Here is a 26131-nt window from a genome sequence, read left to right as displayed (position 1 = left end):
AATAACAGCCGATCGATGTGGATCGGCTGTTCTAAAACTCCCTATGAAGTTATCATCCAAAGATATCTAAATTCTCTTACAAACTCTTGCCCTCGTCCGTATTATGGCTCAATAATTTGTCTGCCTACATTTACATCGTCTACCTTCCATAGGTTATCAACGAATTTATAGAATACAAAACGATCAACGAGCTCGAGATTGATAGGACCGCTTTCAAAGTAAGATGATTGGTGCATTCTAGCCGCCGTGGTACTGCTGTAGATAATATCAGCCTTTGTTGTTAGTAGAGCATTATTTTTAATGCCATTACTGTGTATGATCTTATTTATAAATGAGTCCGTAAAATAAGGTCTGAAATGTGTTCGAATTTGCGAATAACCTGAGAGATCGGTGGCTTCATTTATCTTTTCATTAAGTATGTTTATTCTGTCTTGATTCATTCTCCATGGCTTGAGCGGCTCTGTATGGATAAAGACCTGTTGCAGACCGATCGTAATGGTTGCTTTTCGTTCTTGTTCGGACCACAGCGCTGTTCCGCCAAAGGTTTCAGCAAAAACACGTGCGGGGACATAAGTTGTTCCATTATCGATTTTTGCTGGCACATCAAGGATGAAAGCGGCGTTATTTAATAAAGCTGTGCGAGAATTAACACGCAGCGACAGCTCTCGTTTGCCACGAATAATCGTAATGCTTTTTTTTGCCTGGTTCCAAGTTACTTCTGAATTGAATCTCTCTGAAACAGCACGCAATGGAATCAGCATTCGTCCATCTTCAATTTTCCCATTGTCAACCGTATTCGAAAAATTATCGGCGAAGCTTATCGCTGGATTACCGATTAGTAAGGTACATACTAAAGAAAGTATTATTGCGAGTATTGTTTTTTTCATAGATGACTCCTCCCACGGTTCTAATAATGCAGCCCTAGCTTAATCTAAATGGATAATGGTGTAAATCGGATCGCTTCACACTAAAGTCTATAACACAAAACCCTCCAGCAAATGATGCCGGAGGGATCAAGCAGTACGTAATGAAGCTATTTTTGCTCAAATATGATTACAGTTTTGGGGTTCGCCATGTATTCTATGGGGGTTCCTAGCAACTCGGACACTAAGCGTACGGGTACAAACGAACTATTCTTCTTCAACAGTAAAGCTGCATCAAATAATACGGTTTTTCCATTCACGTTTGCTTTCTTCTCATTCACTTTCCAACGGATCGTCGTGTTGTCTTTGCTGATCGTTACCTCTTGTTTGCTTTGGTTCCAGCCTACCTTCGCACCCAATCGCTCGGATACAAATCGAATGGGGACATAAGTACGGCTCGATGCAATAAGCGGAGCTTCGCTTAACTTAAAGGAACTCTCTCCAACGTAAGCAGTTTTACTCCCTATTACTAATCGCTGGGCTTTCAGTTGGGAATAGAGGGATCCTTCTCCATCGAGCTTATTGAGAAGTTGATACGTTTTGGTCGTATTTCTTAAATCCAAATAGTTACCGCTTAATTGCAATGCGTATCTTAGCGCTCCTGTGTCATAATGAGTATCGAACGTATGATTTCGAATGGGATCCAAATTCCATACACGGTTATCCGCTAGATATAAATAATGGAGTTCGCTTAGGGACTTCAAAGGCTCAAGATTGTAAACTAAATTAGAGTTTAGATTCAAAGATGACAGGTTAGACATTTTTTTCAGTGGATCTAGTTTCTTGATTTGATTGTTTTCCGCGGAAAGAGATGTCATGAGTGTCATCCCTTCAAGCTCACTGAGATCCGAGATTTGATTGCTTCCGATATCAAGGCTCATTAAACTTTTGGATAGCGGCTTTAGTGGACTCAGGTCCGAAATTTGGTTGCTCGCTAGCTTTAAATTCTTTAGCTTGGTTAATCCGCTCAAGGGCTGAATATTTGCAATCAGGTTCTCGTTCATTTCTAGCCATGTTAATTCTGTGGCCGACGATAATGCGGTAATGTTCGAGATTTGATTATCGTTCGCTTCCAATGTATGCAGTCGCCCAAGCTGCTTGATTACATCAATTGACGAAATTTTGTTCCGGTTTACGATCAACATTTCCATATCCGCCATGGCAGACAAACCCTGAATTGAAGCGATCTGATTGCTCTTAATATCAAGTTCGCGAATCTTAGTCAATGGCTTAAGTGGCGTAATATCTTTAATCTCATTTCTGGACAGGTCCAGATGTGTCAAATTTGAAGCATATTGCAAGCCTTCAATGCTTTTAATTCCTCGATTTGAAAGATCAACCAAGGTTAATGATTCCATATCTTTTTGCATAATGGCCGCACTTTCATCTTTTTTTAAAATCTGCTTTATGGCTTGCTCCAACTGCTCGTCCTGAAAACTTACTTCCAGGGGAGCCTGCTCCATATAAGCCTTTCCTGGTAAGCTGACCAAAATCACCAAAACTAATAATAGCCCTGATAAAACCTTATTCATTTTGTTCCTATCCCCTCTTCTACTGGTGTCTAATGGTAATTACGCTTATAACCGATTAAATGTTGCTGTCCAAATTTTTCCATTATGCCAAAAGTTCTTTGAAATTACATTCTTCTTGTTCAGTCAGCTTCCGAGGTACAGTTCAACCACATAATGTTAGATGGAGCGAAACCAACGAGAATGTCTAAAATCTAAATGCTTCTACCTTGACGGAAGCAGAATAAAAAATCGCTATTGTTTCCATTTCTTACAACATGTTTTTATTTTCTTGAAGGTGTTTAAATTTGTCTCATATTATGGATTAGTCCCCTTCCTTGCAGCTCTCTCGTCAAATCAGATTGTATTTACCCTATTTTTGACTAGCTTGTTTTATTCATTTCAAATGGGGTGTGTCACTCAAAAGAGACCCATTGCCCACACTTAAATATTCATCGGTAATCGGACTATGTTCTTGTCCATTCCGGCAATCGGTACAAGTTCTTGTCCTTGGCTTGGGACAAGAACTTGTACCGATAAAATAAAAAAGCCGCTAAAATAGCGACTTCAAAGGGACCATGTTCATGCCCCTCGACACATCCTCTTCCGTATTGTAGACCTCCATAAGTTTATCGCCCTTTGGGTATTTTTCCAGTAGTATTTGCATATTGAGTTGATCCTTAGCGGCAGGGTTCACATTCGTAACATAAGGAAGCTCATGGCTTGCACAATATAATAAAATAGTGTCACAGATCAACCTCATCTCCGATCTAAAACCATTTTCCAAAGCTTTTAATACCAACTATTCTATCTAACTGCTCCATTAACCGCCAGTTATCTTAATTAAAAAAGGAGCAGCTACCAACGGCAAACTGCTCCTTGCTATTACTCAACTAACGTTTCCCGTTAGTGGAATACCCTGAGTAATAATTTACAATTGTAATACCATCAAACTATGCTTCTTCTTTATATTGAATCAGTACGTTTTCTATGCTACTTACCTTGTTTAATTGTACATTCAAACGGTAACTCTAACTTCTCAACCTGTTCTCCAGACCGGTTCAGTGCAATTCAGCATTCTTATCTTATAGATTTGTTCCATGCGAAACCAGACTACACATTCAATTAGTTGGTATTGAGAACCGCTGAATAATAAAGTCTGCTGCTTGCTCGGCGGTGATGTTCGAGACATCCACTTTAGTTGTATTCAGTTGTTCGTATAGAGGAATGCGCTCTAGGCTTCTTAATAATATATCTTCCGTACGATTTCCGACATCTACATCTTTAGTCAGCCGTTCTTTCAATGCCTCTATACTGCATACCAAGGATATGAGATGCACTTTGCAACCTTGTGTATCAAGACGTGTAATAATCTCATCAACAATAGCTTGCTGATGCATTACCCAGCAAAAGACAATATTTTCATAAACGGTACACTTGATAAAATTATTCAAAAGGAAGCATATATTTTGCATAACCATCTCTTTGGTTTCCTCGGTCACTTGAAATGGACGCATGTCCCAGCACCAGTCCCCATCAAGAAATACGCTGTTGCTCAATTTATCCTTCATAATTTGGCAAGTTGTTGTTTTTCCTTCGCCCATTGTACCGCCAATCAGAAAAATGTTTTTCATACCAAGCCCCTCTAAACTATAGTCTCCCGTTAGTTCAATCTAGATTGATGTGAATCTAGTTCATTGCAAGCCAATCAAGAGTTTTAAACCGAAGATTTTCCCCAAAACGGTTGATGTGCTCAAAATATGTCTCACGCCTTCCGAACAGAGGGCGAGTAAAATACGTCAGCATGCATATGCTGAATTTTGTCCCAGTTACCGGGATTGGTCGTGTCTGGAGTGCGGTGCTCCAGAATGGCCTGATATAGGTCGGTTTTTTGTTCTAAATGGGCAACGTGCTGTTTGGCTTCTTCAAGCTGAACGAGCGCCGCTTCTTTATGCTCCATCATAAGTGCGAAGCGTTGCGGAATGGTCGAATCCCCTTCGAGACAGAGATCGATATACTTTTTAATGAATTCAATCGGCATCCCGGATTGCTTGAGGCATTTCACGCCATGCAGCCAGTTGATTGATTCGTCGTTGAACATCCGAATGTTATTTTGATTGCGCTGTACGCTAGGCACCAGGCCTTTATCCGTGTAAAAACGCACGGCGTGCTGGGTGAGTCCCGTTATCTGGGCGGCTTTTTTGACCGTATACATGTCAATTCCTCCTTGGAAAATAAAGTTGTGAAGACGACTTGACTTCGTGTAGCACGAAGGTTCTAAGCTTATTGTAATGCAATTCAGCCGTAAGTGGAATTACCGCTGCAGTGCCCGATTCCCGGGATACGCGCCGTTTGCTATCATACATTTAAATACTAGGAGGAGTTAAAATGCAAAACGTAACATTGAACAACGGAGTGAAAATGCCGATTATCGGCTTCGGAGTCTACCAGGTTCCCGATGCTGAAGAATGCGAGAACGCGGTATATGAAGCGCTGATGGCCGGTTACCGCCTGATCGACACCGCCGCCGGTTATCTGAACGAGGAAGCGGTCGGACGAGCGATCAAGCGCAGTGGCGTACCGCGTGAGGAGCTGTTCATCACGACCAAGCTCTGGGTTCAAGATGCAGGATACGAGAGTGCCAAGCTGGCGTTTGCCAAATCCTTGAAGAAGTTACAGCTCGAATATCTCGATCTATACCTTATACACCAGCCATTCGGCGATTACTATGGCGCTTGGCGTGCGATGGAAGACCTATACCGTGAAGGCAAGATCAAGGCGATCGGTGTCAGCAACTTCCTGCCCGACCGTCTGATGGACCTCATCGTGCATAACGAAATCGTACCTGCAGTCAACCAGGTTGAAACGCATCCGTTCTACCAGCAGATCGAGAGTACCGCTTTTATGAAAGAGCAGGGAGTGCAGCACCAGTCGTGGGCGCCGTTCGCTGAAGGAAAGGGCAACATGTTCGGTAACGAAGTGCTGGCCTCGATAGCAGAAAAACACAACCAGTCCGTCGCTCAGGTCGTGCTGCGCTGGCTTGTTCAGCGTGAAGTCGTTGTTATTCCAAAATCGGTGAGAAAAGAGCGGATCGTCGAAAACTTCGACATTTTCGATTTTGAGTTGAGCGCAGACGATATGCAACAGATTGCCACCCTCGATACACGGGAAAGTCTTTTCTTATCCTACCACGATCCGAAATTCGCCAAGATGCTGGGCACCTTGAAAGTAGATCTGTAAACCTTGATCGAACCGTAAACTCATCAGGATTTTACACTCATCTATTAAGAAAGGACAGGTCACCCCTGTCCTTTTTTTACTTGAATTGCAAATTCTAAAAATAGCAAAACTGCAGCTAGTAGTGTAACGAAATCTCAGAAGCACCAAGATCTCCCGAAGTATCCTGCCCGTTAGTTGAATAAAAGCAGCCGGTTGGTCAGCTGCTTTGTTTGTTGTATGAGCTATCGTTTCCCGTTAGTTTAACAACTTTGGGTTTATTTTTTTACTACATTCATGACGACAAATCCTAAATCGTAACTGTGGTGGAAAGTTATTTGATACTCCTCCCTTTAAGAGATAAGGTTATTCTATATGAGGTATGCTGTTCCCTTTTGTCCTTAAACTAACCTGCCCGTTAGCTTAATGAATTAACGAGGAAAAGAACCGTTCAGTTTTAATGCCTAATCGGTAATATGTTTTTGTCCCTCGACATTTGGAAACCTTTTTTTCTGGCCATTAGTTAAAATTCTGGAATATAAAAAGCTGCTCATTGCCTGTGATTTTTCCCATCAAAATCGTATTCTGTCTTATCTCTTCAATGGATTGAGTGTTAAGATACGCATAGGATACTAGCTTCTTTAAGAATTCCTCTTAAATTAGCATGGTCGAACTTGTTGTTTTGAAGTATTTTGACAACCACTTACAATTACCAGCATTATTAAAATAAAGACTGTAAATTTAAATCGACCCTTCATCAGTTTTGTCCCCTTATTAGATCTTTTTTTTCTTAAAGCATTATTATCCCTAGTTTACACTTTAACTATGAATGGCTGGTCTGCTACTAATCGTTTCATCTACGAGGAAGTCTTCTTTCTCAAAGTATTTTAAATAAGCTTATCCTAAGATTTATAATTGCTGAATGCCTCAGCTGAACTATTCGAGAGGTAAAAAAGCTATCTTTATACATGATTTAAATAAAAGATGCCCCCAATGATGTATTCAATCATTGGGGGCATCTTTTAAATATCAGTTTAATTCAGATATGAGCATGAATAATACCGACTCCTTATAATAGGAAAATTGGCTATTACAGCGACTTTAACGGTGTTTTCTTGTGTTCAAGGTGCTTACATATGTTGTAGACCCCAGTTTTGCAATTGCAATAGAATCGGGGTGAGACTATGTCCTTTATCTGTTAGTGAGTATTCGACACGAGGAGGCATTTCAGCATAAGCAACGCGGCTCACTAGCCCATCTTCTTCAAGCTCACGCAATTGACGCGTAAGTGTACGATGCGTCACCGTGGAGAGTGATTTTTGTAGTTCGTTAAACCGTATAATATCTTTATTCAATAAATGGTACAAAATTAGAATTTTCCACTTGCCACCGATTGTATTGACTGCAAATTCAACCGGACAAGGACTGCAATTTTCCAGTGGTTCGATCTCCATAAGTTTACCTCCAAAAGTATCACGGGAGATACCTGATATCCCGAATGTGCGTACTTACATAAAGTTTGTGAGTTAGTTATTATAAATATAACATTTAGTTCAATACTGAACAAATGAATGTAACTATAAGGAGCTGTTGTATATATGGAAACGATATTAGTCTATGGAGCGTCAGGGGTACAAGGTGGAGCCGTAGCAAGATTGTTAACTTCCCAAGGGGTAGCTGTTCGCACCATTACACGTCATGACAAAAACGTAGCGACTTTAAAAGAACAAGGTATAGAGGCATTTGTTGGAGATCTGTCTGTACCTGAATCGCTGAATGAAGTTAATAATGGTGTTAATAAAGTCTTCTTGAATATGCCAATCGAGTATGACACAGCATTAATGAAGCAACAAATTACGAATGCCGTTGAAGCAGCTCGACAAGCGCACGTGAAACTGATCGTTGTGAATTCGAATGGCTTTTTACCAGAACAACCAACCGACACCAAAACGTTGGATGTTAAACGAGAATTGATCGAGTACGTACAACAAAGCGGTATTCCAACTATTTTGGTAAAACCCACACTCTATATGGAGAACTTCTTGATTCCGGGTCTGATCAATAATGGGATGCTCTTTTACCCTGTGCCAGCAGATAAACCGATCCCTTGGATCAGCTCCGAAGACGCAGCGCAATATCATTATTATGCGTTAACCCATCCTGAGCTGGCAGGTCAAGTGCTGTTAGCTCCAGGTTCGGAAGCACTTACTGGTGCAGAACTCGGTGAGCGTTTTACACAAGCGTTGGGACAAGATATAAAATTCAATTTCTTGAACTATGATGATTTTGAAGCAGCGCTCACACCAGTAATGGGGGCGGACCAAGCAGCTGGTATTGGAGGCTTCTATCGTTGGATCGGAGCTAATATTGATTACCTGAACTATTATGACGTGAAAGATCGTGTGGTTGTCCCTGATATCCAATTGACCTCGCTGAAGGATTGGTTGCAACAACCGCATATAAAAACAATTTTTGGTTCTTAAGAATACTTTCAGTAACATCGCTCAGAATTCGTTTCAATAACACTTTAATCTCTCAGGGAATGTGCTGCAGTACATTCCCTGAGAGATTATTTTATCAGCCACCCTACTTTATGTTGTCTCAAGGCTATATTTCACGTCTCTTCCACTTGGCGTTTCTCCCCTTAAAAACACTTCTTATCGTAGTGAGGCTTGATTAGATTTTCCTTTCCATAATACTGTAAGTCCTAAACCAATGATCAGAACTATTCCTGCAAAAAGGTAAGGGTAGTGAATATTAATGTCAAATAGAATACCACCCAATGCTGGGCCAAAAAAATTCCCCAAGCTCGTGTAAGTAGAGTTCATACCTGCTACAAAACCTTGCTGTTTACCAGCAGTTTTAAATAAGAAGGTAATATCCCCTCTGTGTTTATGGATCAATACGAAGCATATGGGATTGGACTCGAACACTTATACCTCAAAGGATACAGAAAGATCCTTAGTGTATATCCCATATCTAACGGACTTAACACAAAAGAGCGTATGAGAGCACACGCTGACTTTATTGCCAAATATAAATTGACGGTGGACTTCCCGAATTTTCAGGATAAGATTTATGTGCGAGACGGAGAAGAACTTGCAAGATGGTGGATTGCACAAACAAACAGACCCGATGCTGTTTTTTGTGCTAATGATGAGGTTGCAGCCGGATTTATTACTGAACTAAGGAGGTCTAAATTTTCGATTCCAGGGGACGTTGGGATCATCGGATTTGATAACACCGAGCTGGCAAAATTAATGGATCTGACAACGATTCACTATCCTGTGGATCAGCAGGCAGAGAATGCATTTTTAATTCTACAGAACATGCTTCATTCAGCTGACAAAACCTTGATTCCTCTGGAATATACTTTAATTGAAAGACATACAACGTAGGTGATTTCAAGAAAGAGCTATCAGCACTAGGTCGACTCTGGTCGACAAGGATATCGAAATATTGGATATTTTGGGAATGATGTTCTGCGCTCGGTATATTCTCAATTGTCAGAAGCGTTTCCAAAGAGACTAAACGACCGTCCCTTAATACAGCATGGGAAACGGCCAAATTAAATCCTCTTATTGCATATCTACCTGTTATCGTTCTGTTGTAGAAAGTTGTTTTCGATGTGCACTTTCTCTTCTACCATATAAGAAATAATAAAAAACAAGAGTTGTCAAAACAAGAAGGCCAAGAAATACGTACAAACCATCATATCCTGTATATGGAATGATCATACCGATAACAGATGGTCCAAATCCGTTCCCTAAATCTATGAATATAAAGAAAGTGGCAGTTGCTAAACCAACTCGGTGGGGTTCGGCTAAACTAATAGATACCGCTTGAGATATAGAAGAAATGTTACCAAAACCTAGAGCGACCAGTCCTGCTGCCACCAACAAAGTAACGCCACTGGTAACCGATCCTAAAAGGAGTAAACCTGCCCCGAAAAGGACAAAAGCGGGATACATGATTACGTTTGCTCCTTTTTTGTCCACGACCCGTCCAGTAAATGGTCTCGATATCAGGACAAAAACGGTATACACCATAAAGAAAAAACTTGCCGAATCTACTAAGTTCAATTCCAAAGCATAGACATTTAAATACGAGATTATACCAGAAAAACAAAAACTCATCAGAAATGCAATGATTGCTATGGGTAACACTTTCAGTTCTATAAAGTCAGAAAGTTTTATACCCTTTTCTTTTTTCGCTTCAGTGTTATTAGGCAAAGGGATTTTTATGAAAATTGCAATCACAAAATTAATAAGTCCCAACAAGAAACATAAATAATAAATCATATCGAAGCTTGCATTCTGACTCATATACATACCGATAAATGGACCTAAACCAGTCGCTAATGCCGTACTAATTGCAAAATAACTAATCCCTTCACCCTTTCGAGATGCTGGAAGAGTCATAACGACAACTGTGCCTACAACAGTCTGTGCCATCCCTACCGTGAATCCATTTATCAATCGACTTAAAATGAGAAAAGAAATATTGTAATGAATGAGGTAAAGTAATGTTGTTAAAATAAACATAAGCAGTCCAGTTATCAATATTTTTTTTGATTTTACCAGTCGCCCTGTTAATAACCGACCTATTAATGATCCGATAATGAAAACACCTGCAATAATCCCTGCTTGGCTGGATGTTGCATTAAACTCATTAATCGCATACAACGTAATTGTCGAATTTAATAAAAAGAAAATTAAAGTTATAAAGAAATTTATAGCTGAAAGAGAAATGAACTCTCTTGTCCACAGTCTTGTATTTAACTGGCTCATGATGATTCTCCTTGATTATTTATAAGTATCTTACATATTTGTGCGTGGTGTATTGTAATGAATCAGACTATACTTGTTGCATAGGGGATAGAATGAAATTAAAGATATCTGATCCTCAATTCATTAAAGGAAGGAATTCAAATGTTAGATAATACTGATCGTCGAATATTAGATGAATTATCCAATAACAGTCGAGTTACGATGAAAGAACTTGGCACTAAAATTCATATGACTGGACAAGCTACTGCGTCCAGGGTAGCAAAATTAGAAGACAATGGAGTCATTGAGGGATATACCATTAAAGTTAATCAAGCTAAATTGAACTGCTATATACATGCATTTATTACAATATTCACAAAAGAAACAAACCATCAATTTTATCTCTCTTTTATAAAGACACAAATGAACTATATAATAAATAACTATAGGATTAGTGGTGAGGGATGTTATATGTTGGAGTGCAGGTTTCCGTCCAATGAATACTTAAATGATTTTCTAGTTGATTTAAATAAACATGCCAATTACAAACTCTCCACTGTTATTAATAAAATGGATATTTGAAGCTTTGATGATTAAATATTAAGTTTGTGTCATAATTCCAGAAAAAAGCGAGACTCATTAAGACCCGCTTCTTTCCTGGAATTATTTTCATTTCATAGAAGACGGAACTAACTTTCTTTAAGTCACTTCTGATCGGATAATTCATCAACAACGCTTTTTAAAATCTCATAAGAATGAATTTCCTTCTCAGATTCGTATATATTTGATATCACAAAGAGTTCATCTACTTGATATGTCTGCTGAAATTTAATTAAATCTCGCCGAAGAGTGTCCGCATCGCCCAGAATGGTATACCCTAGTCGATGATATATAATGTCCAATTCAGCTTGGGATAAAGATTGAAGGAATTTTTCAGTTGGCGGAACAAGCTGACTTAAATTATTTGTATAGATATCAATATATACTTGCAGATGGCTCGCTGAAATTAGTTTAGCCTCCTCCACCGAATCCGCTGCGATCACACAGATACAAGCCATCACATATGGTTCCTGCAGATCGGCAGATGGTTTGAAGTTCTCACGAAAAATATCCAGTGCTTCCCTCATATCGTGAGGTGAAAACTGTGCCCCAAATACATAAGGTAAACCAAGATTTGCCGCGATTTTAGCTGAACCTATGGATGAACCTAATACAAAAATTGGCACATTGGTTCCAATACCTGGATAAGCACGTATCTCCCCTTGAACGCTCTCGTTTCCTACATATTGCAAGACTTCTTTTACTTCTCGTTCGAAGAAAAATACACCATTGTGGTTGGAACGTCGAATCACTTCAGCAGTTTTTTGATCCGTGCCAGGTGCACGTCCTAATGCTAAATCTACTCGACCCGGATACAACGTTTCAAGTGTTCCGAACTGCTCAGCTACAACTAGAGGTGAGTGATTAGGTAACATAACCCCACCTGAACCCACACGAATTTCCTCTGTGTTTGATAATATGTGCTGTACAATTGAGACGACAGCTGCACTTGCATATGCATCGTGATTATGGTGTTCTGCAAACCAAATACGTTTATAACCCATTCGATCTGCAGCCTTAGCTAAAGATACTGCGGATTCTATTCCTTCTTTCATTGTTTCGCCTTGTCTTAATGGAGCAACGGACAAGACAGATATATCAAACTTTTTCATGATTTCACCTCAAAGTACTATTTATGCATAATTGTGAGGAATAATAAACTTTTATGTTGAATGTAGACCTCTCGATTGCATACCAAATAAATGTATACTTTCTTCATCCATTGTTACATAGAGAAAATAAAGTAATTTCGCGCTTTTGCTTTAAAGATGAAAGTTTTATATAAAAATAGATTTTGCATAGTCACCGTAGAAGAATACCTAACGGTCAAACATGCTTTCATAAATAAACTAAAACATCAAAAACACTTGAATTAATTTATGTATTCGTCTGAATTAAGTGTGTAGACTATAAAAGAAATATCTAGAAAAGGGAGCTACAAAACAATGAAGATACAACAAATTCGAAATGCAACAATTGTGATTGAATATGCAGGATACAAATTTTTAGTTGATCCATTTTTAGCTGAAAAAGGAGCATATCCTCCATTTCCTAATTCTATAAGAGAAGACCGCAATCCATTGGTCGATCTTCCGGTACCTACAGAAAGCCTGTTAAATAATCTAGACGCTGTTATTCTTACTCACCTTCATTTGGACCACTATGATGATGTAGCCAAGAAAGTCATACCTAAAGACATTAAAATGTTCGTTCAAAATCAAGAAGATGCTGATCTTGTGCAAAAAGATGGTTTCACTAATGTTGAGGTACTTCAAGAAGACACTGAATTCAATGGGATCCGGATGATAAAGACTCCAGGCGAACACGGAAGAGGAGAAATCTTGAAAATGGCTGGATTAGTTTGCGGAGTTGTTTTTAAGCATTCCAGTGAGAAAACTTTGTACGTAGCTGGCGATACAGTATGGTATGAAGCTATTCATAGAGTACTAACTACGTACAAACCGGATGTCATTGTTGTTAATGGCGGAGACAATCAATTCATTGAAATGGGCTCACTTGTTATGGGGAAAGATGATATTTATGAGGTCTGCAAAGCCGCCCCTAACGCTAAGGTTATTTCTGTGCACATGGAAGCTGTAAACCACTGGGGACTATCCAGAGAAGAATTGAAAAAGTTTGTGGATGAAAGAGGTATATCAGATAACCTGTTTGTACCCGAAGACGGAGACTCGTACGCTTTTTAAAAGGTTCCGTAGCCATGGATGAGTTGCGAAACACTTAAACTCATGACATCACCAATAAACCCCAGCTTTTGAAGCGGAGTATATTGGTGATTTTCTTATACAATTTGATTATACATTTCAAAGTTAGAGGGAAATGATTAATTGGTTTTAATGGTTATAGAAAGCAAATGCCAATATCGATCCATCAATTATTCATGAAAATACTTTGCTCCATTAGTATCGATAATCTCTTTGTACCAATGAAAACTTTTCTTTCTGATTCTTCGGAGCGTGCCAGAGCCGTCATTGTTTTTGTCGACATAAATGAATCCATAGCGTTTTTTCATCTCGCCGGTACCGTTACTGACAAGATCGATCGGTCCCCAACTTGTATATCCTATAATATCAACCCCGTCTTTTATTGCTTCAGCAATCTCTGCAAAGTGAAGATCTAAATATTTAATACGGTAATCATCTTCAACGGTATCATTGTCCAAAAGAGTATCTTGCGCACCAAGTCCGTTCTCTACGATAAATAATGGTTTATTGTATCTTTCATGCAACTGGTTACAAGTAATCCTCATACCCTTCGGATCGATTGTCCACCCCCATTCTGAGGTTTCTAAATAAGGATTGATTACAGAACCAAATACATTCCCATCTGTGTAATTCTTTAATATTTCAGGATCAGCACTGGTACAACGACTCGAATAATAGCTAAAACCAATGTAATCCACTGTATATTTCTTCAAAATTTCCAAATCTCCAGGCTCAAACTGAAGTTGAATTCCATTCTCGATGAAAAAGCGTTTTGCATATCCCGGATACTCCCCTTTAGATTGTACATCAATCAAGAGGTAGGACTCTCGTTCCATTTCCATCACTTCCCAGTAATCTTCTGGATTACTACTATACGGATACACATTTCCAGCTGCCAACATACAACCGATCATGGCGTTAGGCATAATTTCATGACAAGCCTTAACTGCCAGAGCACTTGCAACCAGTTCATGATGCGCTGCTTGATACATAACTTGTTGTTTGTTCTCTCCTTCTTCAAAAATAATACCAGCTCCTGTATAAGGCAGATGCAACAACATATTAATCTCGTTAAATGTCATCCAGTATTTCACTTTAGTCTTATAGCGTCCAAACAATGTTCTGGAGTATTTTTCAAATAGATCAATTATGATTCGATTTTTCCAGCCTCCATACGTTTTCACCAAGTTCACAGGTAAATCAAAATGACAAATGGTTACGACAGGCTCAATATTATACTTCAGAAGTTCATCAAATACGTCATCATAGAATTGCAATCCAGCTTCATTAGGAGTTACATCGTCACCGTTTGGAAAGATGCGAGCCCAGGAAATCGACATCCGATATGATTTGAAGCCCATTTCTGCAAAAAGAGCGATATCCTCTTTATAACGATGATAAAAATCGATAGCTTCGTGTGAAGGATACATTTCGCCTTCCTCTGGTAAAAATGAATTTAAATTACCCATGGAGACCTCATTACGCTTAGGTCCCTTCGGCATCAGATCGATGGTCGTTAGTCCCTTACCATCGGCCAAGTAAGCCCCTTCAATTTGATTGGCAGCCGTAGCACCACCCCACAGAAAACCCTCCGGAAATGTAGTGATTTTATTAAACATATCCAATTACCTCCTTCTTTAAATTGAAAGCGCAATCGTGTTATACAATGAACCATGCTGTTAACGTTTTCAACACTGTCAACATGGCTGCCCAGTGGATAGACTCTAAACATCATTTCCATGCTGAAGTTCAGCGTTCTGTTTACTTACACAAGGATGCTCAATTCTGCAAGGCTATTTTAGTAATTTTAAATTGGTCAACAGGCTTCGAATTTTGTGAAAAGTTAGCAAATAGTACGTCTTTTCTGGCCAGAAATGGTATTGCCTGATTGAACAGTCACAACCCAGTTAATGTACAAGCTCTCTTTGCGGACAATAATAAAACACTTTTTTTAAAAAATGCAAGTTTTTTTTACTAGAACTTGACTTATAAAGAGGTATTCAACTGAGCATCCTTACATTTCATATATGAAAGAAAATTTAGTCCAAATATTCCATAGCATTTTGAGCATGATTGCTATATAAGTACATTGCTTCTTACTCAACTGTTTCTGTGAATCTCACTTACTTTAAACTTTTATCCTCATACTCTCTGTCACAAGTTATTGACAAGAGCAAACCTTTGCTTTTATACTGATACCGAAATGAACGAAATACTAAAACCCGATGGATGTGGATTTTTCTAGAGAGTGATCTCTATTTTCGCCACACGAATGCCTTTGCGCATTTGTGTGGCTTTTTTGTATGCAAAAAAGGAGGATTATTCATGAAATTATGGCATTACGCACTTATTGTTTTCTTGGGAGGCTGTTGTTACGGTATACTTTCCACATTTGTTAAGCTGGCATATAGTGCAGGTTTTTCTACGCCAGAAGTCACTGGTGCGCAATATTTCTTTGGTACCGTTTTAAGTTGGTTTTTTGTAATTTTTGTCAAGAAGAAAAGCCTCACTCTAAGGCAAATTACAAAACTTCTATTATCCGGAATTCCCTTTGGACTGACAGGTATGTTTTATTACCAATCACTACAGACCCTAAATGCTTCTCTAGCTATTGTCTTACTATTTCAGTTTGTTTGGATTGGGACATTATACGAATGGGTTCTTCAAAAGAAAAAACCAACCCGAGGTAAACTAATCTCGATTGGAGTCCTGCTCTTTGGTTCCGTACTGGCTGCAAATGTTTTTTCTCAAGGAGATCTCTCGTTATCATGGCAAGGAACCATTTGGGGACTACTGGCTGCTTCAACCTTTGCTTTATTTGTTTTCCTCAGTGGTTCTGTTGCGAAAGATACATCGCCCTTAATGAAAAGCGCCCTTCTTTCAACTGGAGCTGTTATTACTGTCTTTGTGGTCTTCCCTCCAACCTTCTTATTTAACCTGGATGTGCTGGCAGGATTGAGCCCGTATGGATTAGTTCTCGGAGTTTTTGGCGTAGTATTACCTCCACTTTTGTACTCTATAGGTATGCCACATATCGGTTCAGGAATGGGTACAATTATGACCGCATCTGAACTACCCATGGCCGTTATTATGTCTTCTCTTGTACTGGGGGAATTTGTAGGTTGGTCTCAATGGGTTGGAGTTATCATTATTTTATGCGGTATCGGATTTAGCAGCATAAGACAAAAAGGTTCAAGAACACAATCTTCAATGAAGGAATATACATCTCTTTAGACTCAGCGATGTATGAAGAAGAAAGTTTTAAGTGCTGCTATCGTTACACATATATCAAAATCCAAAACTCAAGGAATTGATGAAATAATGATTCAGAACAAGACTTGAAGCATTCACACGCTGTGTGGAATTTGCGCGAGTTGCACTAGTAACGAAGATGAACTGTTTGATTCCCTTCTAGTGAACAACAAGTATAATAGAAGAAAAAATTAAATCTTGACCGACAAACAGTGATGCTGGCAACATCATTCTTCATAAGAAGGGTCCTAGATTGGTTGCAGTAAAAAGTCCTAATCCTTATTTAGGAAAAGAACTTTGTTTATACTTGTAGATGCAAAAAGGGTTCCAGTTTTTCAAATCGTCATAAGTTTGATTTCCAGACTCATCACCTAAATGACCACATGATTCCTAGACTTTTCTGCCTTTGTAAATTTCCAAAAGATACTGTCGACATAATTGAACTAACCTGCCCGTTACCGTTATTTGAACAAAAGAAGCCGAGCACTATGGCCGGCTGTCTCCTTGGTTTTATTGGGCTAACGTTTCCCGTTAGCTTAATCTTGAGCTTCTTCGAATAATTCTCTGAGCATTCGATCCTTGTTATTTACAAACTCTTTCATAATCATATAATGGTCCGTTTCTTCCAATACTTGGACTTCAATACCATCTGGCTTTAGATTGTAAATAATCGAATCTGGATATGCCATAAGGATTGGGGAATGGGTCGCAATTATAAATTGAGAGTTTTGCAAAACAAGTTCATGGATTCGTGTCAACATCGCCATTTGGCGAAGGGGAGACAGTGCAGCCTCAGGCTCATCCAGTATATATAATCCATTCTCCCCGAACCGATGAATGAAAGTGGAAAAGAACGACTCTCCGTGGGATTGCTCATGCAAGGACTTGCCACCGTACGATTCTATAATAGGGCGAGCAAATGAAGGTTGGCTATCCAACTTATCGATCGTCGTGGCTAAATTATAATAACTCTCTGCCCGGAAGAAGAAGCCATCCCTCGGGCGTCGCGGACCTCTGATCAATTGTATATATTCATATAAGCTCGAGTGAGTAGCCTGGGTTGAAAAGGAGAAGTTGACTGTCCCACCCTCCGGGTTAAATCCCCATGCGACAGCAATGGACTCCATCAGTGTTGATTTGCCCATCCCATTTTCACCTACGATGTAGGTTACTTTGGGGTGGAAATCAAGAGTGTTTAGGTTTCGAATAACCGCCAAATCAAAGGGGTAACGATTATAGGTGGGTACTTTTTGCCGCTTAAGCTGAATTTGTCGTAAATAGGGATGCTGTATATTAATATAGTTCACTCCCTTTTAAGCCTTTGATCGTTATGCTTACCTTTGCTGGGAAACACTGACTCATGTTAGTCTCACCCTTTAGTTTACTATATCAAACAAATAATACCACATACCGAAACTGATCTGCCCGTGTTCTAATCGACATCGGTACCATGTTCTTAACCATTTCAACAACGGTACTAAGTTCTTGTCTTAGGTCGGGACACTGCCATTCTTATTCATATGAAAAGAAGTCCGCAGAATCTACGGACCTAATTGTGTAATACATGATGTTCCCTCATAGTGTTTCAAATCACGAAAATACCTCACGATTACGGAACGCTCGATATGCACCAAGTACAACTACACTCGTAAACATTCACCTCTCTCCATTGCTTTGATCTAAACGTTAAATTGCTCTCGCATAATACATCCACAGTGCAAAAAATACGATTAAAACAAATAATAAGCAAGTTAGTAAGGTGTAGAATATCAAGGGATTAAAGAAACCGGCGATCACGGAGGCAACGCCCAGACTAATGAGAATGATTGCTGTGCTGAGTGTGCCGGCTCTCTGGAGTATCATTACACTCCGCTCGTCATTCTCCTCAATATACTGCTTCTTCAGCTCGGCTTCATTAATACTGGCTTTTATATACCTGACGAGGAAAAAAGCGACGGCCACTTCAACCCCGATAAAAGCGCCTGTGTGAAATCCCTTAATAAAACTAGGTAAATCGGGTAGTCCACCTCGGTAAAATATAAGTCCTACATAGATCAATAGGGTAGCAGCGGCTACTAGTGACAGTACGTTTTTACGAGTTTTTACTTTAATCTTGTACTTGTCCATTTACATTTCCTCCACTTCGCTGAAATCAAAAACATCTTCAATGGCGAGTCCAAAAAAATTGGCAATTTTGTAAGCAAGAATAAGGGAAGCCGTATACTTTCCCCTTTCAAGAGAGGTGATGGTTTGCCGGGTAACACCAACAATTCGTCCCAGCTCTTCCTGTGACAGCTTATGCTGCTTACGCAGTTCTGCAATTTTTGTCTTCAAGTGATCACGTCCTTGCAATGTTTACTTTGCATTTTTAGCATAGTTCACTTTGCATTATGTGTCAAGTTAACTTTGCATTGTTATTTGCCTCTGAATGCAAACCAAGCCAAGCCAAGCACCTCTTTGTAAAAGGAGGGCTTGGCTTGGTTGATTTTGTTTATATAAGATGCCAGAAGAGTTCACTTTAACAGAGCAAATGGTTGAAGCGCTTGGTGTTACCCCTATAGAAACGGATGTAGGCCGTGACTTAATGTTTGTATTGGAAAGTGAATAAGCGGTTCAAACCGCTACACCTGATCTCTGGAACCTTAGATGGTATACTCTTACACTATTAATTCGGGTAACGGTGCCACTTATCATCTCCCATTATTCTATCAACAATATGATGGGCTTCCCAAACAGCCGCAATCTCTAATCCTTCGCTTTCTTCGCTATTAGAAGGTCTAATCTCTCCCATATGATAAATCAAATATTCTCCTGATATCTTATCAATGATACAGGCAGGTGGGGGCCAAGCCTCTTCTTCATCCGGGAATGGACGATTCTCAATGACCGGCCAATCGCCTGATTTCAGTACATCATCATATACACCCACGATAAATTGGTATTCTTCTTCTTGAGGTATCTCTTCTATAGAGTCACTTATAAGATTATAGATTGCAATGCTGGCATCTTTAAGCCTTCTCCCAAAGGCAAACTTACCGTTAGGCAAAGGGATAGCGTAGATATCACCCAATTTTATTCGTTTACGTTTCGTATTTTTCACGGTTTTCCAAACTCCTTCGTTGCGGATTTGATTAACTTACTGTACTTCTTATTTTTCGGAGAAATGCCATTGATCGCATTCCCTGAAGTACCATTTTGAGATTTGGCGCCGCCCCGCCATTTTTTATGATCATTTGCTGTTCTCTTTCACGTATAGCATTTTTCTCACTGGGAATAGCGATTATCAATCCTGTTAGTATTTTTCAAGTTCTGTCTTTAAATCCTCAATTAGTATATCGACTTCTAATACAGCAGAATCAGCATTATTTAAGAATATTGAAGGTTTTAAACCCTCTTTTTTTAAATTGGGTAGAAAATCGTCTATGAACTCGTACAAATCCATACTTTTACTTGAGTAAATTTCCCAACCATCAGTTGCACAATGTTCCGCGAATTCTTTCTTAGGCCAAAATGGAAGTAATTTATTACCTTCATCATCTTCAGTAACTGACCAACCATTCTCATAAAGCCCCCACACTTCTTCTGAATCTACTACTTTTTTGATGAAATATTCATAACGAATATTTGAAGGGAGATTGATGACTGAGTCAAATTCTTTCTGATTCATATTTCCTCCTAATGATGTATCTTATTTTTCCATTATTATCGTATCTATGTTTCGTCTTATGGGTTTTTGTAATATTTAAAATACTGTGCTCGTAACCGTAACCCTTCCCTGCCTCGAAACCACGTGATAGGAATCATTTTCTGGTTATTCAGGTAACTAAGTACTTACCTATGTTCTTGTCCTTCGACAAGAGTTGCAGCCGAAGAACTGAATTATCGAGTCTAAATTTACACGACCGATTCCCAGGTAGAAATATTGGGAATCGGTCGTAATCCTATTTTTGAGTATGAGATTTCAGGTTCTTCGGTTTGGCCAGTATCTGTTCCATCTGATCTTCATTCGCTATATCCGAAATCGCAAATTACGGTTCTTTATACACGCGTACATAATCCACTTGCATCGTCGCCGGGATATCGGAGGCGTTCGGGGTACGGCCGCCGTCAAAGTTTCCGCCGATTGCCAAGTTCATAATGAGGTAGAACGGCTCATCAAAAGGTGCATTCGGATTATTCGGTGCAGCTGCGGAATACCACTGCTCATTAGTGACTTTATAGAAAAACTTGCCGTCTACATACCATTTAATATTGTCCTCTTCCCAGACTACCGAGTATACATGATAATCATTGGCAAAAGTTTGCCCCGCCGGGAAGTGATAATCGCCGCCCGAATACTGGTTCCCGGGCCATTGTCCACCAAAGTGTATGGTACCGCTTACTGATCCAGGCAGACGGCCTCTCGCTTCCATAACATCAATTTCACCTGATGCAGCCCAAGTGCCATATACCGAATCTTTTGGAAGCATCCACAGTGCTGGCCATACACCATCACCTGTAGGAAGCTTGGCACGAAAATCTACTCTGCCGTACTTCAAGGACAGTTTATCCTTGGTGTTAATCTTTCCCGAAGAATACTGTGCATACCGATTCGGGTCTTGTGGGAAAGATTTGCTGTCGTTCATGGCTTTGATATTCAGCTTCCCGTCCTGTACATATACATTTTGGGTGCTGTTTGTGTAGTGCTGCAGTTCTGCATTTCCCCATCCCCAAGTACCGGGATCGTTATTGAGATAGTATCCTGTTTCATAGTTCCATTTACTTGTATCCAGCGTAGTTCCGTTGAATTCATCCTGCCAAATGAGGTTCATGCCCGCGATTGCCGGATCGGTTGGCGTTCCAATTGAGATATCCTCTTGATCGGATACATCCGGACGCGGAGCATTTGGATTGCCGATGAAAGTATAGTTCACGAAGTTGTTGCCAATATTTCCACCCGCCTGTCCGTTCAGCGGATATCCGATACGGATCTGCATATTTTCTTGGATTGGCTGGAACCAAAGACCATAGATATGATCGGCCCAGTAACCCCACTGGTTGGCATCGGACATATTGTTATACCCATTAGCGGAGTATGCAAATTTGCTCTGGCTGGAGTTACTCATATCAACCCATTGCCCATTCATGTTAATTTGGTATACAAAATTACCCAGTTCCTTGGCGATTGGCGCACCCCCATCAATTTTGGGAAGCGGAACCCCAATGGAACCACTCGCATCTGCTGTGAAGGTTGTTCCTTCGTATGGCGTAATGACATAAGAATTTCTTGTAGGTTCATTAAACGTAATGGTATAAACAAGATTAGCCGAAGAAGTCTTTGATTCTAATTTGACATTGATCGACTCCGTTACGTTAAACCAGTACCCACCGCCGCCATCCGTGAATTGGCCAAAATTGTGATCGTAGATCCAGCCGCTGGCTGCGTTATTGTCAATATCAATCCAGGTGCTGCTGTTTACAGGTTTGACATACACCTTCAAATCATCCGCAACAGCTTCATAAGTGACCGCAGGATTATTGTTGAACGTTGGATATGTAAAGCCTGCACCGCCTGTGAAACTTGCTGTGATTTGTGGACCTTGTGTCGGATTCATCGCTGTAATGGTTGTTTTGTTGATGTTTTGGAATACAAGTTGATACTCCAGCTTAACACCATTCGCTTTGGAGTACAGTTGAATCTCGGTTGTTGCGGAGAGGGTGAACCAATAGCCATTGAAGCCGCCATCGCTCCAGTGCCCCCAGTTTTGGTTATAGATATAACCGCCTGCCTGGTCGATATCTACCCAGTTGTTGCCCACTTTTACATTAACGCCCACATCACTGTGAACATCATTCCATGTCGCGGAGCCTCCATTGAATTTAGGCATAACAAATCCGTAGCTGGCCTTGCCAACCCCTGATTTTGAAATAACAGGCCCGTCTGCTGGTGAGAAGTACTCCATTGAGGTTACGGTAGTTCCCGCTGCCTGAACCTTTGAAGCTGGCAGTATGCCAATACTAGCCAGCATCACAACCACAAGGAACATACCGAGTACCTTTTTCATAAACCGTTTCGCCGTAAAGTGAGATGGTTTCATAATTGCCCTCCTTTAATAGAATAATAGCTTCTCCCAATCCATGCGCATTAAGGAAATCGCTTACATATGGGAATATCTTTATTCTATCCAATAGGTTAATTTGTTGAAAAGGTACAATTGTTTTTGTGGTATCCCATTTTTTTGGCTTTTGATTCAATCTGCCTTCTGCCGCATCATCTGTCGGTACTCTGTGGGTTGGATCTGCATCACAAGTCGGAACGCGCGTGTAAAGCTTTTGTAGCTTTCATATCCAACCATAGCAGCCACCTCAACAATTTTATAATCGGTTTCGGCGAGAAGCCGCCGCGCTTTATCCAGACGCACATCTCGTAGGTATTCAGCAAAACCTTTACCAATATTCTTCTTAAACAGATTTGAAAAATAAGCATAATTAAGCGATACATGATTGGATACCATCGCGAGGTCCAGCGGTTTGTGGTAACTCTCATGTATAAAACGAATGGCTTCATTTAGATCCTGCGAATGGCGAAAGCTGCACTTATAGTCATAATATAACTGATTCAGCCGAAGCAGCTGCTGTTGCAGTGCTTGTATATAATCACGCATCCCTTGATAATCAAAGAGATTATGCAATGATTCAAGGTCCAGCACTTCTTCCCCCATATAAGGGTGGATAACTCGTTCGTATTCCTCCATCATCTGAACGGTGGCGGCGCAGAGCTGTTGGGTATAGCGAATAGGATAACGTTGCAGCACCTTTTTGTGAAATATTGCAGAAATACCCTGAGTAATTGTTCCGCTGTTATCCGTTCCAATCGACTGGAACAGTTCATATAAGTCTTCATAGGGAAGTTGCCACTGCTGTTCCATATGCTCAATATGTGCTGGGAAGATACTGTGCTGATCAGGAAACAGGTAACTGTGGCGATAGAGCTCAAGCACTTGGGTATAGCTGTCAGGTAGTTCTTTTAACCCCTGAATCGGGTTAGTCGTGGCCGTTATGGCATCGATCTTTGCTTCCTTGAGCGCTGCAGGCAAAACACTTGGATCTATGGACGCATCCACCGCAAGGATCAGGTATGGGCGATGTTGCAGGCAAATATAACCTTGTCTGCCAAACACACTATACGCGATGGCTTCCATGCTATGGGCGCTACTGGCTCCGGGCTGGTTCATGCAAACTTCTTCCCGCAGCAGGGCTAGGCGATAATTACGCCATAACGCATAATGTTGTTCCTCAATCTGAAGAATCCATGCGTCATCACATAACGCACCTTGCATAAACATTCTTAATTCTTTACGATCGGTTTCTTGGGCGAGACGGGATAGACGCTGCATATTATGCGTAAGTGCCTGCCGTGTCCGGATCTCTTGCCATACATGCTCCAGGGAATGTTGCAGATCCTCTCGCTTCAAAGGTTTGAGCAAGTAGCCCTTTGCCCCAAGCCCGATCGCTTTTTGGGCATATGTAAAATCACTGTAACCGCTGATAATGAGGTATTCCACATCCATGTATTCCTCTTTGGTTTGAGTCATGAGTGCCAACCCATCCATATCCGGCATCATAATATCGGTAATAACGATGTGAATGCAATGTTGCCGCAATAGGGACAGCGCCTCAATCCCGCTGGCGGCACAGTATATGTTGTTCAGCTCCAGAGGAAATTGATGCAGCATGGCCTGCAGGCCGTCACGAATGTGTTTTTGATCGTCCACAATCAGGATATTAAGCATGCTCTACCACCCTCCAAGATTTACATTTTCCCAAGGCAAACGTATCGTTACGCAGGTATATGCACCTTGCACACTATCAATCCAAAGACCGCAATTCTTGCCATAATGAAGCTGCAATCGCTTATTCACGTTTTCCAAACCAAGTCCGCTCCTGCTAGTAACCATCGGTGTATCCGATTCGCTCCGCAGTACTGCCTGAAGACGGTGTAACATTTCAGGCTCTAGCCCCTTTCCGTCATCTATTATGTTAATGAAAAGCAGACTGTCATTCTCCACAGAAAAGGTAATCTCTATAGTTACCCTGCCGCCTGAAGGTGCCCCGTGATGAACTACATTTTCAACGATGGGCTGCATACACATCTTGGGAATGGCGTAGCGAAGTATCTCCTGAGGAAGATCCGCCGTCATAACGATACTGCCGCCTTCCATAAAGTTGATAAATTCAATATAACTTTGGATATTGGCAAGCTCCTCACGAAAAGCAACGGTATCGCTACGCCACTGCATGCTGTAACGAAGCTGGGAGCCCAATGACACCAATGAATTGGCTATAGCAGGCTGTCTCTGTACCTCTGCCACCATACGGATCGATTCCAGGGCGTTATATAAAAAATGAGAATTAATCTGCGAATGCAAGGAGTGCAACTGTGCGTTTTTGGCAATTAACTGTTTATCCACGACTTGTGTCATTAGACGTTTGACCTCATGTAACATTTTATTGTAATTCACTGCCACCTCATCGATTTCATCCCCTCTTTCGTTCTCATCAAGGCCTGTATCAATCATTGAATCCAGCTCGCCTTTCCGTACCTGACGCATGGATTCCAGTACGCTGTCCAACCGTCGGAAAATACGCCGCGTCGTTTGGGATACGAGTAGCATAATCAGCAGCAATACACATAATGTAATCGTTACCACAAATACATACCAACTGCGAGGCCCCTTCATCAAAGCCTGATGGGAAGCAATATCAACCACATAAGTGTTCAACGGAGCGATGTATCGATACAATGCATAGAAGCTCTGATCTCCCACCTTAACCTGGAGCGGGTTTTCCTGCGGCAATATATCCAGCTGGCGATGAATACTGCCAAGGATCTCCTCCATCCCCTGCCCGTACTTCTCAGAAAACTCATGCTGGGGATTGTAAACATACTGGGGAGGATCACTTGCGTTCATCAACACCGAAAAGAAGTCCCCCTTGCTCTCTTGGAGCAGGTCGCTGAAAAACATGCTGTGCGGGACTCGCACTTCCATAATACTAGGGCGTTTTTGCTCCTGCCCTTGAAGGCGAACCAGACGATAGTAGGATAAAGTGTCTTCACCATCCCTAAAAGAAAATAAACGGTAAGCCGCACCACCTTCGTCCCGAAGCTTTACCCAGTAATCCTGCGGCCAAAATTTCTTATAATGATAGATTTCAGGCCAGATTTCATACAAGTTTGGGTTATCAACGTAAAAGCTAAGCTCACTGATCATCGCATTGCTTTGAATGATATTAAGCATTTGCTCAAACTGGTTCTGCTTAAACTTCACCAGACGCAGTCCATCCACAAGCATATTGGAATGAATAAAATCCACAAATGACTTTTGAGTAAGGGCTGTATTGGAAGCGTTCTCAATCATATCCATTCTTCTGCGCAATTGTTCATTCAGCCATGAAACGTGGCTGTTGCCCGTTGCCATAGCGTCCTTATATAGCTGGGTTTCTTGCATGCGGATATACACGAAGGATATCAAAATAACAGGTATGGCAATCATCAGGCTAAATGCCAGAAACAGCTTTTGGGATATACGGGCATTGCGATAAATCTTCCTCAATCTCGTTAGTAGGTATTTCATTCTGATGTATTCACCACCTTCTTTATA

Annotated in this window: 23 protein-coding genes and 2 pseudogenes; 6 read left to right on the top strand and 19 right to left on the bottom strand. The window is 40.6% G+C overall.

Annotated features, from left to right (window positions below; all coding sequences use genetic code 11):
* Positions 1 to 101 precede the first annotated feature (101 nt).
* From ACE04G_RS18075 to ACE04G_RS18060, 4 genes are all read right to left on the bottom strand, one after another.
* Positions 102 to 887: a copper amine oxidase N-terminal domain-containing protein gene (locus ACE04G_RS18075; protein WP_449004669.1), complete on the bottom strand. Its 786-nt coding sequence runs from the start codon at positions 885 to 887 to the stop codon at positions 102 to 104.
* A 146-nt stretch (positions 888 to 1033) separates the two neighbouring features.
* Positions 1034 to 2455, bottom strand: coding sequence for a stalk domain-containing protein (locus ACE04G_RS18070; RefSeq protein ID WP_449004670.1), 1422 nt, complete (start codon positions 2453 to 2455; stop codon positions 1034 to 1036).
* A 1097-nt stretch (positions 2456 to 3552) separates the two neighbouring features.
* Positions 3553 to 4065: an AAA family ATPase gene (locus ACE04G_RS18065; protein ID WP_449004671.1), complete on the bottom strand. Its 513-nt coding sequence runs from the start codon at positions 4063 to 4065 to the stop codon at positions 3553 to 3555.
* Between the two features lie 131 nt (positions 4066 to 4196).
* Positions 4197 to 4646 carry a MerR family transcriptional regulator gene (locus ACE04G_RS18060; RefSeq protein WP_449004672.1) on the bottom strand — a complete coding sequence of 150 codons (450 nt, stop codon included), beginning with the start codon at positions 4644 to 4646 and terminating at the stop codon, positions 4197 to 4199.
* 173 nt (positions 4647 to 4819) lie between these two features.
* Between ACE04G_RS18060 and ACE04G_RS18055 the strand changes: the two genes are divergently transcribed.
* The gene (locus ACE04G_RS18055) at positions 4820 to 5671 is read left to right on the top strand and encodes an aldo/keto reductase (protein WP_145321661.1); all 852 of its coding nucleotides are present in this window, start codon (positions 4820 to 4822) and stop codon (positions 5669 to 5671) included.
* A gap of 1106 nt (positions 5672 to 6777) precedes the next feature.
* On the opposite strand, the gene ACE04G_RS18050 is transcribed toward ACE04G_RS18055, so the two are convergent.
* A complete protein-coding gene (locus ACE04G_RS18050; RefSeq protein ID WP_339176858.1) occupies positions 6778 to 7101 on the bottom strand; it encodes a winged helix-turn-helix transcriptional regulator in 324 nt (107 codons plus the stop codon).
* Positions 7102 to 7245: 144 nt separating this feature from the next.
* Between ACE04G_RS18050 and ACE04G_RS18045 the strand changes: the two genes are divergently transcribed.
* Positions 7246 to 8130, top strand: a complete 885-nt coding sequence (locus tag ACE04G_RS18045) for an SDR family oxidoreductase (RefSeq protein ID WP_449004673.1) — start codon at positions 7246 to 7248, stop codon at positions 8128 to 8130.
* Positions 8131 to 8304: 174 nt separating this feature from the next.
* Here ACE04G_RS18045 and ACE04G_RS18040 read toward each other — a convergent pair.
* Positions 8305 to 8517: pseudogene (locus ACE04G_RS18040) on the bottom strand (MFS transporter); the annotation flags it as partial.
* Between the two features lie 18 nt (positions 8518 to 8535).
* On the opposite strand from ACE04G_RS18040, the gene ACE04G_RS18035 reads away from it, so the two are divergent.
* On the top strand, positions 8536 to 9045 hold the full coding sequence (locus ACE04G_RS18035) for a substrate-binding domain-containing protein (protein WP_449004674.1): 510 nt from the start codon (positions 8536 to 8538) through the stop codon (positions 9043 to 9045).
* Between the two features lie 198 nt (positions 9046 to 9243).
* Here ACE04G_RS18035 and ACE04G_RS18030 read toward each other — a convergent pair whose 3' ends face one another.
* On the bottom strand, positions 9244 to 10437 hold the full coding sequence (locus tag ACE04G_RS18030) for an MFS transporter (protein ID WP_449004675.1): 1194 nt from the start codon (positions 10435 to 10437) through the stop codon (positions 9244 to 9246).
* Between the two features lie 141 nt (positions 10438 to 10578).
* Between ACE04G_RS18030 and ACE04G_RS18025 the strand changes: the two genes are divergently transcribed.
* A complete protein-coding gene (locus ACE04G_RS18025) occupies positions 10579 to 10998 on the top strand; it encodes an Lrp/AsnC family transcriptional regulator (protein WP_339176838.1) in 420 nt (139 codons plus the stop codon).
* A gap of 122 nt (positions 10999 to 11120) precedes the next feature.
* On the opposite strand, the gene ACE04G_RS18020 is transcribed toward ACE04G_RS18025, so the two are convergent.
* The gene (locus ACE04G_RS18020; protein ID WP_449004676.1) at positions 11121 to 12128 is read right to left on the bottom strand and encodes an LLM class flavin-dependent oxidoreductase; all 1008 of its coding nucleotides are present in this window, start codon (positions 12126 to 12128) and stop codon (positions 11121 to 11123) included.
* Between the two features lie 333 nt (positions 12129 to 12461).
* Here ACE04G_RS18020 and ACE04G_RS18015 point away from each other — a divergent pair, with 333 nt between their 5' ends.
* A complete protein-coding gene (locus ACE04G_RS18015; protein WP_449004677.1) occupies positions 12462 to 13220 on the top strand; it encodes an MBL fold metallo-hydrolase in 759 nt (252 codons plus the stop codon).
* 188 nt (positions 13221 to 13408) lie between these two features.
* On the opposite strand, the gene ACE04G_RS18010 is transcribed toward ACE04G_RS18015, so the two are convergent.
* Together ACE04G_RS18010 and ACE04G_RS18005 are read right to left on the bottom strand one after the other, a co-directional pair.
* The gene (locus ACE04G_RS18010; RefSeq protein WP_449004678.1) at positions 13409 to 14857 is read right to left on the bottom strand and encodes a 6-phospho-beta-glucosidase; all 1449 of its coding nucleotides are present in this window, start codon (positions 14855 to 14857) and stop codon (positions 13409 to 13411) included.
* Positions 14755 to 14970: a PTS sugar transporter subunit IIB gene (locus ACE04G_RS18005; protein ID WP_486094570.1), complete on the bottom strand. Its 216-nt coding sequence runs from the start codon at positions 14968 to 14970 to the stop codon at positions 14755 to 14757. Before ACE04G_RS18005 ends, ACE04G_RS18010 begins: the two co-directional genes overlap by 103 nt.
* 593 nt (positions 14971 to 15563) lie before the next feature.
* On the opposite strand from ACE04G_RS18005, the gene ACE04G_RS18000 reads away from it, so the two are divergent.
* Positions 15564 to 16472, top strand: a complete 909-nt coding sequence (locus ACE04G_RS18000) for an EamA family transporter (RefSeq protein ID WP_339176834.1) — start codon at positions 15564 to 15566, stop codon at positions 16470 to 16472.
* A 554-nt stretch (positions 16473 to 17026) separates the two neighbouring features.
* On the opposite strand, the gene ACE04G_RS17995 is transcribed toward ACE04G_RS18000, so the two are convergent.
* From ACE04G_RS17995 to ACE04G_RS17955, 9 genes and pseudogenes are all read right to left on the bottom strand, one after another.
* Complete coding sequence (locus tag ACE04G_RS17995) at positions 17027 to 17797, bottom strand: AAA family ATPase (RefSeq protein ID WP_449004680.1); 771 nt, start codon at positions 17795 to 17797, stop codon at positions 17027 to 17029.
* A gap of 379 nt (positions 17798 to 18176) precedes the next feature.
* Positions 18177 to 18617 carry a hypothetical protein gene (locus tag ACE04G_RS17990; protein ID WP_221821439.1) on the bottom strand — a complete coding sequence of 147 codons (441 nt, stop codon included), beginning with the start codon at positions 18615 to 18617 and terminating at the stop codon, positions 18177 to 18179.
* On the bottom strand, positions 18618 to 18824 hold the full coding sequence (locus ACE04G_RS17985; RefSeq protein WP_076215179.1) for a helix-turn-helix transcriptional regulator: 207 nt from the start codon (positions 18822 to 18824) through the stop codon (positions 18618 to 18620).
* A gap of 331 nt (positions 18825 to 19155) precedes the next feature.
* A complete protein-coding gene (locus ACE04G_RS17980) occupies positions 19156 to 19590 on the bottom strand; it encodes an Imm26 family immunity protein (protein WP_449004681.1) in 435 nt (144 codons plus the stop codon).
* A 192-nt stretch (positions 19591 to 19782) separates the two neighbouring features.
* A complete protein-coding gene (locus ACE04G_RS17975; protein WP_339176830.1) occupies positions 19783 to 20157 on the bottom strand; it encodes a DUF2750 domain-containing protein in 375 nt (124 codons plus the stop codon).
* Positions 20138 to 20269, bottom strand: a pseudogene (locus tag ACE04G_RS17970) (hypothetical protein); the annotation flags it as partial. The gene ACE04G_RS17975 and the pseudogene ACE04G_RS17970, both read right to left, overlap by 20 nt.
* 249 nt (positions 20270 to 20518) lie before the next feature.
* A complete protein-coding gene (locus tag ACE04G_RS17965) occupies positions 20519 to 22567 on the bottom strand; it encodes a glycoside hydrolase family 16 protein (protein WP_449004682.1) in 2049 nt (682 codons plus the stop codon).
* 153 nt (positions 22568 to 22720) lie between these two features.
* Entirely contained in the window at positions 22721 to 24262 is a 1542-nt protein-coding gene (locus ACE04G_RS17960) for a response regulator transcription factor (protein ID WP_449004683.1), read from the bottom strand.
* Between the two features lie 3 nt (positions 24263 to 24265).
* Complete coding sequence (locus tag ACE04G_RS17955; RefSeq protein WP_486094562.1) at positions 24266 to 26104, bottom strand: sensor histidine kinase; 1839 nt, start codon at positions 26102 to 26104, stop codon at positions 24266 to 24268.
* Positions 26105 to 26131: the final 27 nt, after the last annotated feature.

The sequence above is a fragment of the Paenibacillus sp. AGC31 genome (genome assembly GCF_057334655.1).
Note: the sequence above shows the minus strand (reverse complement) of the source record. Positions and strands in the feature narration are given on the sequence as shown.